Annotated in this window: 10 protein-coding genes; 2 read left to right on the forward strand and 8 right to left on the reverse strand. The window is 68.1% G+C overall.

Annotation, left to right across the window (positions count from 1 at the left end; genetic code table 11):
• The first annotated feature begins 7 nt into the window (after nucleotides 1–7).
• The gene (locus NX784_RS04695) at nucleotides 8–1651 is read left to right on the forward strand and encodes a serine hydrolase (protein ID WP_258815534.1); all 1644 of its coding nucleotides are present in this window, start codon (nucleotides 8–10) and stop codon (nucleotides 1649–1651) included.
• Here the strand turns inward: NX784_RS04695 and NX784_RS04700 are convergent.
• On the reverse strand, nucleotides 1648–2571 hold the full coding sequence (locus NX784_RS04700) for a hypothetical protein (protein WP_258815535.1): 924 nt from the start codon (nucleotides 2569–2571) through the stop codon (nucleotides 1648–1650). The two genes, NX784_RS04695 and NX784_RS04700, sit on opposite strands and share 4 nt — an antisense overlap.
• Nucleotides 2571–4112 carry a S1C family serine protease gene (locus NX784_RS04705; protein ID WP_258815536.1) on the reverse strand — a complete coding sequence of 514 codons (1542 nt, stop codon included), beginning with the start codon at nucleotides 4110–4112 and terminating at the stop codon, nucleotides 2571–2573. Before NX784_RS04705 ends, NX784_RS04700 begins: the two co-directional genes overlap by 1 nt.
• Before the next feature lie 256 nt (nucleotides 4113–4368).
• On the opposite strand from NX784_RS04705, the gene NX784_RS04710 reads away from it, so the two are divergent.
• Entirely contained in the window at nucleotides 4369–5436 is a 1068-nt protein-coding gene (locus tag NX784_RS04710) for an MBL fold metallo-hydrolase (RefSeq protein WP_258815537.1), read from the forward strand.
• Here the strand turns inward: NX784_RS04710 and NX784_RS04715 are convergent.
• The 6 genes from NX784_RS04715 to NX784_RS04740 all read right to left on the reverse strand — a co-directional run bounded on the left by NX784_RS04715 (nucleotide 5396) and on the right by NX784_RS04740 (nucleotide 11968).
• On the reverse strand, nucleotides 5396–6181 hold the full coding sequence (locus tag NX784_RS04715) for a spermine/spermidine synthase domain-containing protein (RefSeq protein ID WP_258815538.1): 786 nt from the start codon (nucleotides 6179–6181) through the stop codon (nucleotides 5396–5398). The genes NX784_RS04710 and NX784_RS04715 overlap by 41 nt on opposite strands.
• On the reverse strand, nucleotides 6166–6540 hold the full coding sequence (locus NX784_RS04720) for an energy transducer TonB (RefSeq protein WP_258815539.1): 375 nt from the start codon (nucleotides 6538–6540) through the stop codon (nucleotides 6166–6168). The genes NX784_RS04715 and NX784_RS04720 overlap by 16 nt, the downstream gene beginning before the upstream one ends.
• 186 nt (nucleotides 6541–6726) lie before the next feature.
• The gene (locus NX784_RS04725) at nucleotides 6727–8049 is read right to left on the reverse strand and encodes a sensor histidine kinase (protein ID WP_258815540.1); all 1323 of its coding nucleotides are present in this window, start codon (nucleotides 8047–8049) and stop codon (nucleotides 6727–6729) included.
• Nucleotides 8046–9380: a sigma-54-dependent transcriptional regulator gene (locus NX784_RS04730; protein WP_258815541.1), complete on the reverse strand. Its 1335-nt coding sequence runs from the start codon at nucleotides 9378–9380 to the stop codon at nucleotides 8046–8048. Before NX784_RS04730 ends, NX784_RS04725 begins: the two co-directional genes overlap by 4 nt.
• Before the next feature lie 24 nt (nucleotides 9381–9404).
• Nucleotides 9405–10640 (reverse strand): ABC transporter permease, encoded by a 1236-nt coding sequence (locus NX784_RS04735; RefSeq protein ID WP_258815542.1) that lies wholly within the window; start codon nucleotides 10638–10640, stop codon nucleotides 9405–9407.
• 17 nt (nucleotides 10641–10657) lie between these two features.
• Nucleotides 10658–11968: an ABC transporter permease gene (locus NX784_RS04740; protein WP_258815543.1), complete on the reverse strand. Its 1311-nt coding sequence runs from the start codon at nucleotides 11966–11968 to the stop codon at nucleotides 10658–10660.
• Between the last annotated feature and the right edge of the window lies 1 nt (nucleotide 11969).

Genomic DNA, 11969 nt, shown 5'->3' on the forward strand with positions numbered 1-11969 from the left:
CCACGCCATGAATCGAATCGCAGCAGCGATCCTGCTCGCTTGTTCCGGCGCCGCACTGGCGCAGACGTCCACCGCTCCCGTTGCACCACCTGTCGCCACCGTCGCCGCCGTCGATGCCGCCGCAGTCCTGAACGCCCATCTGGCGGACGACGTGACACGCACGATGAAGCTGTTCGACGTGCCCGGCATCGCGATCGCCGTGGTCAAGGACGGCAAGGTCGTCGCCACCCGCGGCTTCGGCGTGCGCAAGCTGGGCGCGCCGGACAAGGTCGACGCCAGGACGCTGTTCGAGATCGCGTCGAACTCGAAGGCGTTCACGGCGGCCGCGCTGGCGATGCTCGTCGACGAAGGCAAGCTGGCGTGGGACGACCCCGTCACGAAACACCTGCCCGACTTCCAGATGTACGACGCGTACGTGACGCACGAGATGACGGTGCGCGACCTGCTCACGCACCGCAGCGGTCTGGGTCTCGGTGCCGGCGACCTGCTGTGGTGGCCGACGACGAATTTCTCGACGGACGAGATCATCCACAAGCTGCGCTACATCCGCCCCGCCACGAGCTTCCGCAGCAGCTATGCGTACGACAATCTGCTGTACATCGTCGCGGGCAAGATCATCGCCGCGAAGTCGGGCAAGACGTGGGGCGAGACGATCCGCGAACGCATCCTGCGGCCGGTGGGCATGACGGCGACGACGACGAGTGTCGCCCAGAACGCGCGCAATCCGGACGTGGCGAACGCGCACAGCAAGATCAACGACAAGATCGCGGCCGTGAAGGCGATGCCGGTGCCGAACGCCGTGGGCGCCGTCGGCATCAACACCGACGCGGAGGACATCGCGCGCTGGATGAACGTGCTGCTGGCCGGCGGCCGCGTGGGCACGGATGCGAACGGCAAGGTGGTGCGGCTGTACAGCGAGAAGCAGGCACGCGAGATGTGGACGGCGCAGACGCCGATGCGCATCACCGAGCCGAATCCGAAGCTGGCCGCCACGCGCCCGAACTTCCTCGCCTACGGCCTCGGCTTCCAGCTGCGCGACTGGCAGGGCAAGCTGCTCGCGATGCACAGCGGCGCGTTGCAGGGCTTTTATTCGAAGGTGGTGCTCGTGCCGGAAGCAAAGCTGGGCATCGCGATTCTCACGAATGCGGAAAGCGGCGGCTCGCTGAATGCGCTGCAGTACCAGCTGCTCGACCGCATGCTGAACCCGGCCGCGGCGACCGACTGGATCGGCACCGTGAAAGCCGTCGAAGACGAGAACCATGCGAAGGAACTGGAACGCCTCGGCAAGGCGAACGCCGCGCGCGCGGAAAAGTCGCAGCCGTCGCTGGCGCCCGCCGCGTACGACGGCGACTACGAGGACCCGTGGTACGGCCTCGCGACGATCCGCAACGTGGGCGGCAAGCAGGTGCTGACCTTGTCGCGCACGCCGGACCTGACGGGCGAGCTGGAACACTTCCAGTACGACACGTTCATCGTGCGCTGGAAGGAGCGCAACTTCAACGCCGACGCCTACGTGACGTTCGCGCTGAACCCGGACGGCAGCATCGAGCGCATGCGGATGCAGCCCATCTCCACGGAGACGGATTTCAGCTACGACTTCCAGGACCTGAACTTCACGCCCGTCAAGAAGGACGCTCCCAAGCAGCCTTAAATCGCCGGCACCGGCGAGAACCCGGACACCGCGCGGTACTTGCCGTTGCCGTAGCGGAGGATCTCGCGCTGGTCGATCGCGGAGGGCGGCGCCGCCGGCGCTTCCGCGCGGCTGATCGCGCCCTGGTAGTGGATGGTGAGGTCGCCGGGCTGCTCGTGCGTTGCGTCGATCGTCCAGGTGCTTTCGATCGCGTAGCAATCGTGTGCGTCGGTCGTGCTGCCGCCGCCGTCGCGCGCGGACGGATCGGACGCATGCGGCTTCACGGGCGGCGCCAGGCGGCGCTGGCAATCCGGCGCGCTGTCGACGTTGATGCCGGACAGCGCGAGCTCCACGGCCGGGTCGCGCCGGACCATGTCGCGGCCCGCTTCGTACACCGCGAGCCAGGTGCCGCAGTAACCCTGCCAGCAGCTGCCGTATTCGACGGCCACCGCGCGGCGCCGCGCGGCCAGCGCGACTTCGCGCACGGCGGCGGCGCCGGAAAAGCCGCGCAGCGCGAAGATGCCCTGGCGTCCGGTCACACCCCATGCCGTGCCGCGTTGTTCGAATTGATACGCAGCCAGCGCCATCGGCGTCGCGTGCGTCGTGTTGGCGCGGCCGTCGTCGCCGGCGGGCACGAGGCCCGCGATGAGCGTGAGGTGCGACGCATCCGTGCGCACCACCAGCTTCGGTTCGACGAGCACGCGGTTCGGTCCCGTGCTCCAGCCGGCATAGATGCCGCGCGCCATGCCGGGGAGGGGCGGCAGCGTGGCGCTGTGCACGCGTCCGGCCGTGCTGTCGCTCCAGCCGGGAAAGGCCAGCGCGGCCAGCTGGGCAGGGGAGGGCAGCGCGGGCGCGCTCGCGCCCGCGCACAGCGCCGTCATGCACGTGGCCGCGACGGCTGCGCGGCGGGCGTGGCGTCGCCAGGACATCGGGTACGTCATCAGTTCTTCTTGCCGTTCCAGACGTCCATCATGTCGGGCGACCCCTGCGAGCGGATGCCGTTGTCCTGCAGGACCGCGTCGGTCGCGTCGACCATCGCCTTGCGCGGCAGGACCATCGTCTCGCCGAAGCGCTGGTCGAAGCGCAGCACGACGAGGTCGTCCTTCAGGTCGCGCAGCAGGGTCACGAGGTGGCGCAGGCTGCGCACCGGCACGCCGTTGATGGACTCGACGACGGAACCGAAGCGGTTGCTGTAGCCGGCGACGAGCTTGTGCGGGAAGAACGGCGAGCTGACGACGACGAGTTCCTCGCGCTGGGCGTCCGGCTCGTCGCCGCGGCGCGTCACGAGCGGGCTCGCGTTGAACCCATAGCCGTTCAGCAGATTCACGTTGGTGTTCAGGAAGGACACGTAGTCGATGGTGGCGCGCGAGAACACGATCGGGCCGTACACGAAGTACGGCGGATAGCTGCCCTCCAGCGGCGGGATCAGCAGCGGACGCGGACCACCGACGGGCACCTGCACCTGCATCGTCTTGCCGGCGCGGACGATGGTCAGCGGCACCTTGCCGTTCTTCGCGACCTGCTGCACGCGGTACTTGAAGCGCACGCGCAGGTTCGGTCCCAACCTGACCATGCCCTGGTCGTCGATGGGGTACTCGCCGATGTGCGTGATGACGTCCCATTCCTTCAGCGGATATTGCTCGTCGCTGCGGTAGGGGCGGTGCACGACGACGCCGTCGACCGACTTGTCGAGCTTCAGGTATTGGCGCAGCACCGGGTTTTCGAGGGTCTGGATATCGTCCAGCAGCTGCGGCTTGCCATCGTAGCGGCCATCGGCCACGTCGCGCAGGAACAGCTCCACTTCCTCGTTCGGGATCACGTAGCCGATGTTCTGGGCGTTCGTGGCGCCGGAGAACGCGAGGCCGATCATCCTGTCGCCGTCGATCACGGGCCCGCCGCTGTTGCCCGGGTTGATCGCCGCATCGATCTGCACGCGCAGGCCCGCCGTGCCGTGGCCGTAGGGGACGAACTCCACGCGCGACACGATGCCCTTGGTGACGGACAGCGACGTGCCGCCGACCGGGTAGCCATAGGCCATCACGGCCTCGCGCACGTCCGGCAGTGCGTTCGTGCGCTTGACGGGGTGGTGCTTGTCGAAGAACGATTCGTCGTCCAGCTTCAGGATCGCGAGGTCCATGTCGTGCGCGATCGCGACGACGGTGGCGCCGACCTTGTCGCCATCCTGGCTGGCCTGCACCTCCACCTGGCTCGCATAGCCGACGACGTGGGCATTGGTGAGGATGCGCTTGCCCTCGATGACGACGCCCGATCCCGTGACGTCCTGCGGCGTCGCCTTGGTCCAGGGCTTGAAAGGGTCCGGGCGGCGCAGCGTGCTGAAGATCTTGACCACCGAGTTCTCGACGGCCGGCGAAACGGGCGGCGCCGCAGTGGGCGGCGCGGTCGCCTGGCTGATTTCCTGGGCGTGGAGCGTGCAACTGGCCAGCGCGATCGCGGCGGCCGCGGCGAAGCGGACGATCTTCATGAATTCCTGTTCCGGTAACGAAATGTGACATGCAAGCGTTGCCGTCGCAATATACACCGTGCGTAACTGTAAAAATGCGCAGATTCTCACGTGTAACCGCTCCGTAATGATTTTTTACCGGGTGTGGCTGTTGTGCGTACATACGATGGCGTCCGGCTTGCCTGTCGGCCGCTGCCCGCGTGGCCGTTCGGCGCTGAGCCGGCAGGCCTCTACGGAACGTGCGATGATCGGTCCTTGTCCTGTCATCGTCACCACCATGCCTGAACCGATCACCACCATCGCGCCGCGTCATCCCGACGGGCGTTTCCGCAACGTCGTCCCGCGCCGGCGCCAGGGCGTCCTCGAGATGCTGGCGCTGTTCTGGAAAGTGTCGACGACGAAGCCGAAGACCGCGGTGCCGGACGTGCCGTTGCCCGTGCGCGCGTTGACGGCGGCCGACATCGACTCTGCGCCGGACGCGAGCCTGTGGCGACTCGGTCATTCGACCATGCTGCTCAAGCTGGACGGCCGCTACTGGCTCACGGACCCCGTATTTTCCGAACGCGCGGCGCCGGTGCAATGGGCAGGCCCGAAGCGTTTTCACGCGCCGCCGATCGGCATCGACGCGCTGCCGCCGCTCGCCGGCGTGATCCTGTCGCACGACCATTACGACCACCTGGATTACGACAGCATCGTGCGCCTGATCCCGAAGACGGACGTGTTCATCGCGCCGCTGGGCGTCGGCGACCGCATCGTGCGCTGGGGCGTCGACGCGGCCAGGGTGCGTCAGCTCGACTGGTGGCAGACGACGCACGTCGAGGGCCTGCGCCTGACCGCCGCGCCGTCGCGGCATTTCTCCGGTCGCAGCTTGCGCGATGGCGACCGCACGCTATGGGTATCGTGGGTGATCGAAGCGTCCGGGCTGAAGCTGTTCTTCAGCGGCGACACGGGCTACCACGACGATTTCAAGACCATCGGCGAGCGCTGCGGCCCGTTCGACGTGACCTTGCTGGAAAACGGCGCCTACAACACGATGTGGCCCGAGGTGCACATGCATCCGGAAGAGACGCTGCAGGCCCACCTCGACCTGCGCGGGCGCTGGCTCATGCCCGTCCATAACGGCACGTTCGACCTGGCGCTGCATCCGTGGTACGAGCCGTTCGAGCGCATCCGCGCGCTCGCGGCGGCGGCCGGCGTGCACGTGACGACGCCGATGATGGGCGAGCGCCTGTCGCTGGCGCAGCCGCACGACGGCGGCGACTGGTGGCGCGCGGCGATGCCGGCGGCGGCGGCGGCGCCGGTCGTCACGCCAGGTGATCGCGCATCCACTCCTTCAACCCGTTGACCCAGTTCTTGGCCGGCAGGTTGTAGCGCCGCTTGATGTCGGCCGCGCGCTCGTACAGCACGGCGAAATCGATCTGCGGCGCGTCCTTGAACGCGACGACGACGATGTTGGCGTCGTGGACTTCGGGCAGCCAGACGGCGGCGTCGAACGCTTCCCGCATCGCGTCGAGGTTCTTGTCGTAGTTCGAAAAATCGCCGAACACGTTGGCCGTCATGATGCCGCCAGTCTTGAGGCAGGCGGCGCAGGCGGCGTAGAACTCGGGCGTGTCGAGCACGGGGCCGCGCGCTTCCTCGTCGTACAGGTCGACCTGCAGGACGTCGACGGTGCCGTGGTTGGCTGTGTCCAGCACGAAGTCGAGCGCGTCCGTCTCGCGCACGTCCAGGCGCGCGTCATTGGGCGGCAGGCCGAAGTGTGCGTGGCAGATGGCGATCACGTTCGGATTCAGCTCGGCGGCCGTCACCTGCGCCTGCGGGAAGCGCTGGTAACAGAACTTCGTCAGCGCGGCGCTGCCGAGGCCCAGTTGTACGATGCGGCGCGGCTCGGCCAGGAACAGCATCCACATCATCATCATCTGCACGTATTCGAGCTCGATCGCGTCGGGCCGCGCGAGGCGCATCGCGCCCTGGACCCATGAGGTGCCGAGGTGCAGCGAGCGCACGCCTTCGAACTCGGTGATGGTGGCGGGCGGGTGGCCCGGCAGGGAAAAACGGGAATCGCCGGCTTTCGACATTACGGCAGCGACCATGCATATTGGACGGGCTGCCAGGCCGCGACCGTGTGGCCGTTCTTGACCGAGGGCTTGAAGCGGCACAGCCGCAGCGCGGCTTCGGCGGTGCGGTCGAGGATCGCGTAGCCGCTCGACTTGAGCAGTCGCGAATCGCGCACGGTGCCGTCGCTGCCGACGAGGAAGGCCATCATCGACACGCCCGTCATCCGGGCCTGCACGGCTTCGGACGGATAGACGGGCGGCGCGCAGTCCTCGCCCGCCTGTTGTTGTTGCGGCGGTTGCGCGGGCGCGGGCGCGGCGGCCGTGCGTGTGGCCGGGGACTGGACGCAGCCGGCGAGCGCCAGCGCGGTCAGGCAAAACAGGGGAAGTCGCATCATCCTGCGCGTGCTCCAACATCGACGAAAGGGGAAGTATCGCACGATCGTGCGCTTCATTCCAGAATTCGGGGTCAGAGCACTTTGTAATTTCGAGTTGCGTTCAACGTCTCCCATCCGGCAGTCAAGTACCTGGAATGGCGCCGAATTCGCCGGATGTCGCTGAAAAAATGTGCTCTGACCCCGAATTTAAGCGGGCAGGATCAGCGTGACCGCCAGCCCGCCACCCTCGCGGTTGCCGAGGGTGATGCGGCCACCGTGCGCTTCGGCGATTTCGCGCGCCAGCGCGAGCCCGAGGCCCGTGCCACTGCGCTTCGTGGAGTAGAACGGGACGAGCGCGTTCGTCAGCACGGCGTCGTTCATGCCGGTGCCGCGATCCAGCACGTCGATGCGGACCACATCCTGCACGCGCCGCACCTGCAGTTCGACGTCCTCGGGACGCGACCCGGATTCGTGGGCGTTTTTTAAAAGGTTGAGGAGGGCCTGTTCCAGCTGCGCGCGGTCGATGTGCGCGGGCGTCTCCGGCAATTCGCCACCGAGGCGGAACGTCACCTGGTCTGCCAGCCCGGCGACGAAGTCGGTCCAGGCGATCGTCTCGACGCGGGGCGCCGGCAGCTTGGCGAAGCGCGCGTAGCCGAGGATGAAGCTCTCCAGGTGGCGCGTACGCTCGCCGATCGTCTGCAGGATCTGCGGCAGGCGCTCCGTCTGGCCACGGCGCACAAGCTCAGTGCCGGAATGCGCGAGCGACGCGAGCGGGGCCAGCGAGTTGTTCAACTCGTGGCTGATGACGCGGATGACTTTTTTCCACGTCTGCACTTCCTGGCGCCGCAGCTCGGCCGTCAACTGGCGCAGCAACAGCAGTTCGTGGCGCCGGCCGTTCAGGCTGAAGTTGCGGCGTGCGAGGTGGTAGACCTCTTCCTCGTCGCCGTCGCCCGCGGTGAACAGGCCGTCGCCGCCGCGCGCCAGCGCCTCCACGAGCGCGGGCGTCCTGGCCAGCACGTCGTGCAGCGCATGGCCTTCCAGCTTGGCGCCGTCGAACAGCAGCTGGCGCGCGGCCACGTTGGCGTAGACGATCACGCGGTCGGGCGCGCCCGGCGGCTGCGTCACGAGCAGCATCGCGACGGGCGTGTTCTGCACCATCGTGTCGAGCAGCAGTTCGCGCTGCACGAGGTCCAGGCGCTGCTCGCGCAGCACTTCGCCCAGCGCGTTGTGGGCGGCGATGAGGTCCGACAGCTCGTCGTTCTGCGGCCAGTGCAGGCTGAACGAAAAATCGCCGTCGCGGTAGCTCGTGACCGTGCCTTCGAGGGCGCGGAACAGCGACAGGATCGGCTGCACCTGCGAGCGCAGGGTGATGATGGAGATCGGGACCACGCACAGCAGGCAGATGCCCAGCACGGCCAGCGGCTGGCCAGGCAGCAGGTGGTCGAGCGCGAGCGCGATCAGGATCCCGACCGCCAGCAGCGTGCCGACCAAAGCCGACCAGCGCGTGACGAGGGACAGGCGAAACTTCATGCGGCGCGGGCGATGCCCAGTCGCTCCATGCGGCGATAGAGGGCCTGGCGCGACAGCCCCAGTTCCGCGGCCGCCTGCGCGATCACGCCGCCCGCGCGCGCGAGCGCCTGCATGATGGCGTCGCGGTCCGGTTCCGCGTCGGATGCGCCGCCGGCGGGCAGCGGCAGGCCGAGGTCGGCCGCCTTGATCATGTCACCCTGGGCCAGCAGATTCGCGCGCGCCATCACGTTCTTCAGTTCACGCACATTGCCCGGCCACGTGTGGGCGAGCAGGGCGGCTTCCGCGCCCGCATGCAGCGTCTTGCCGCGCGGGAGGAAGCCGTGCGCCAGCGGCAGGATGTCGCCGGGGCGCGCGGCCAGCGCCGGCAGCTTCAGTTCGATCACGTTCAGGCGATAGAACAGGTCTTCGCGGAAGGTGCCGGCGCGGATCATCGCCGCGAGGTCCGCGTTGGTCGCGCTGATCACGCGCACCTTCACCTGGCGCTCGCGGTTCGAGCCGAGGCGCTCGAAGCGTCCCGTCTCCAGCACGCGCAGGAGTTTCATCTGGCCGGCCAGCGGCAGGTTGCCGATCTCGTCGAGGAACAACGTGCCGCCGTCGGCCGCCTCGAACTTGCCTTCGCGCGCCTTCGATGCGCCCGTGTACGCGCCCGCGTCGGCGCCGAACAGCTCGGCCTCGATCAGTTCCGACGGCAGCGCGCCGCAATTCAGCACGACGAACGGGCCGTCGCGGACCATCGAGTTGGCCTGGATGATCTCGGCGATGCGTTCCTTGCCCGTGCCATTCGGCCCCGTGATCAGGACCGGCACGTCGGCGCGCGCCACCTGGCAGGCGAGGCTCAGCACGCGTTCCGTGGCCGGGTCGGCCCACACGAGGCTGCGCAGGTCGAAATTCTGTTCCAGCTCGCGCCGCGCGCGGCGTTCGCGCTGCAGGCGCTGGCCGAGGGCGCGGTTCGCCTGTCCCAGCTCGATCAGGTTCGTCACTGTCGCGAGCAGGCGGTCGTCGTTCCACGGCTTCGACAGGTAGTCGGCGGCGCCGGCCTTGATCAGGTCGACGGCCGCGTCCAGGTGCGTCCACGCCGTCAGCAGGATCACGGGGAGGTCCGGGTACAGCGTGCGGATCTCGCGGAACAGCGCCACGCCTTCCTCGCCGGACGTCGTGTCGGCCGTGAAGTTCATGTCCTGGATGACCAGGTCGACGGGCTCGCGCGCGAGGATGGCAAGACCTTCCTCGGGCGAGGCGGCGCGCAGCGACGCGATGTCGTGCAGCGAGAACAGGACGTCGAGCGCGATGCCGACGGCGGCGTTGTCGTCGATGATCAATACGGTAGGCATGCCCGCTAGCATATCACTCCCGGATCACACGCTGCGGGTCGCCGTCGCCGGAGAGATGCTGGCCGCGCGCCACGCCGGGCCGTAGGCCGCGAGCACGCCCAGCAGCCAGAAGCCGAGCGCGCCGAACACGAGGTAGCCGGCTGGCAGGCGCGCCATTTCCAGCTGGCTCACGAGGAGCTGGTTCAGTGCGAGTCCCAGCGCCACGCCGCCGAATACGCCGGCGCTCGTGATCATGAAGTTCTCCGTGATGAAGTAGCGCAGGATGTCGGACTTCTTCGCGCCCAGCGCGCGGCGCACGCCGATCTGCTTGCGCCGCTGCGTGACCCACAGGCTCGCCATGCCGACGATGCCGGAGCAGGTGATCAGCACGAGCAGCGCGCTCACCGTGATCAGCATCCACTGCAGGGCGGCGTCGCCGCGGTAGCGGTTCTTGCGGTCGTCGTCGGTGGTCCTGAGGTCCATGATCATCGGCGTGGCCGACGATTTGCGCAGCGCCGCTTCCGCCTCTTTCATCACGCGGTCGCGCTGGCCCGGTTCCGTGCGCACGGCGTACAGCGCGCCGCGGCCGCCGCCGTACTGGCGCTGCGGGATCAGCACGGAGTGCATGCCCTTGTCCCTGGTCTCGGCGTGCGCGCTGATCAGGTTCTCCACCACGCCGATGATGCGCGCCGGATGGGCGTCGGCGCCGATGCCGAAGTAGATCGTCTTGCCGACCGCGCTGGTGCCCGGCCACAGCTTGTCGGCCGTCGGTTTCGTGATGATGACACCAGGCGGATACACGTCCTCCGTGGCTTCGTTCACGTCGACGAGTTCCTGCGGCTGGAAGTCGCGGCCCTCGAGGAGCGTGAGGCCGAACGTCTTGATGAGCGAATCGCCCGACACGTACGTCGATACGTCGGTGCTGGGGCGCTCCTGGCGCGTATCGAGCACGATGCTCGTGTTGCTGCCGCTGCGCGACATCGGCACCTGGCTGACCTGGGCCGCGGCGACCACGCCGGGGACGGCGCGCAGCACCTCGGTCTGGCGCTTGATGTCGGCCAGCTGCTGCTCCGGCGTGGCGTTGCTGAGCGTGCGGACCGAGATGTGGAAGACTGCATGCTCGTCGGCGAGGCCCGAAGGACGCGACATGACGGCGCGCCGTTCGTTCACGATGTGCACGGCGTTGGCGAGGATCGCCAGGCTCAGTGCGACCTGCAGGGCCACCAGCAGGGGGCCGGTCTTGTTGCGCAGCAGCGCGGACAGGATGGGACGGAATTCCATGACGTTCTCCTCGGGCCTTATTGCGATTTGAGCTGGATGGCCGGCGTGACCTGGCACGCGCGCCAGGTCGGCAGCAGGCCGGCCAGGATGGCGGCGCCGACCGAGATCACGAAGGTCAGGCCCAGCATTTCCCAATCCATGTGGGCGACGGTCGCCATCGAATCGCTCGACATGCGGATCAGGGCCAGTGCGCCGAACGCGAGGACGAGACCGAGCACGCCGCCCACGAGGCCCACGACGGCCGTCTCGATCAGGAACTGGCGGAAGATCTCGGCGCGCGAGGCGCCCAGTGCGCGCCGCACGCCGATTTCGGCGGCGCGCACGGAAAACTTGGCCAGCAACAGGCCGATGGTGTTCACGAGGCACAGCGCGAGGAAGCCGAAGGCGAGCCAGGTCTGCAGCTTGCTGTCCTTGCCGACGACGTGCGTGTATTCCATCCAGCCCTGGACGTCGAACAGCTGGTTCGGCGCGTTGCGCGTCAGGCGGCCCAGCTTGCGCTGTTCGGCCGCATAGTTGTCGAGCCACGATTGCAGGTCGGCGCGATCGCCGGCCGACGCGGTTTCGAACCACGCGGTGATCCACGTGCAGTCGGACGCGAGGCGCGCGGCGAAGCCCGGGCCGATGTTCGCGGAGCAGGTCATGCCGCCGCGGTGCTGGGTTTCGTGGCGGACGGCCGTCGCCAGCGGCATGAAGAATTCCTCGCCGGTGGCATATGGGGAGCCGCCCTGCAGCTGATAGACGCGCGGCAGCATCTTCCACTTGGCGGCGACGCCGACGACGGTGAAAGGAAAACCCATCAGGTTCAGGCGCTGGCCGACCGGGTTGACGTCGCCGAACAGCTTGTCGGCCATCGCGCGGCTCAGCACGACGACGTCGGCGCCGCGTGCCTCGTCCGCTTCGGTCCACGGCTGGCCGTAGTCGAAGGGCACGTCGAACATGGCGAAGAAGTCGCGCGTGGGCGCGAGGCCGCCCATATTGAACGGGGCGATCTCGCGCCGCGGCGGCTCGACCGACGCCTCGACGCCGTACATCGCCGTGCGGCGCACGCCCTGGCCGCTCTTGAGCATGTTCAGCGCGTCCTGGTACGTGATCTGGATGTCGTCCGGCCGCTCGCCCGGCGTATAGCCTTTCACGGGACCCGGGTCGATCAGCGGCACGAACAGGCGGTCGCTCTTTGCCGGGATCGGGTCGCTCGACATCATGTGGAGAATCGTCAGCGTGGAGACGCTGGCGGCCACGCCGACGGCCAGGGTGACGATCATCAGCGCCGTGAGGGCGGGGTTGCGGCGCAGGCTGCGCACGCCGAGCCTGAAGTAATAGCCGAACATG

Origin of the sequence: Massilia pinisoli, from assembly GCF_024753285.1 — a bacterium.
In the GTDB taxonomy this organism is placed as follows: domain Bacteria; phylum Pseudomonadota; class Gammaproteobacteria; order Burkholderiales; family Burkholderiaceae_D; genus Telluria; species Telluria pinisoli.

Bases quoted from the DNA above. Each gene is read 5' to 3' on its own strand.
- NX784_RS04720 (WP_258815539.1), bottom strand. From the start codon at position 6,540: ATGATGCGACTTCCCCTGTTTTGCCTGACCGCGCTGGCGCTCGCCGGC.
- NX784_RS04695 (WP_258815534.1), top strand. From the start codon at position 8: ATGAATCGAATCGCAGCAGCGATCCTGCTCGCTTGTTCCGGCGCCGCA.
- NX784_RS04710 (WP_258815537.1), top strand. From the start codon at position 4,369: ATGCCTGAACCGATCACCACCATCGCGCCGCGTCATCCCGACGGGCGT.
- NX784_RS04715 (WP_258815538.1), bottom strand. From the start codon at position 6,181: ATGGTCGCTGCCGTAATGTCGAAAGCCGGCGATTCCCGTTTTTCCCTG.
- NX784_RS04740 (WP_258815543.1), bottom strand. From the start codon at position 11,968: ATGTTCGGCTATTACTTCAGGCTCGGCGTGCGCAGCCTGCGCCGCAAC.
- NX784_RS04730 (WP_258815541.1), bottom strand. From the start codon at position 9,380: ATGCCTACCGTATTGATCATCGACGACAACGCCGCCGTCGGCATCGCG.
- NX784_RS04700 (WP_258815535.1), bottom strand. From the start codon at position 2,571: ATGACGTACCCGATGTCCTGGCGACGCCACGCCCGCCGCGCAGCCGTC.
- NX784_RS04735 (WP_258815542.1), bottom strand. From the start codon at position 10,640: ATGGAATTCCGTCCCATCCTGTCCGCGCTGCTGCGCAACAAGACCGGC.
- NX784_RS04725 (WP_258815540.1), bottom strand. From the start codon at position 8,049: ATGAAGTTTCGCCTGTCCCTCGTCACGCGCTGGTCGGCTTTGGTCGGC.
- NX784_RS04705 (WP_258815536.1), bottom strand. From the start codon at position 4,112: ATGAAGATCGTCCGCTTCGCCGCGGCCGCCGCGATCGCGCTGGCCAGT.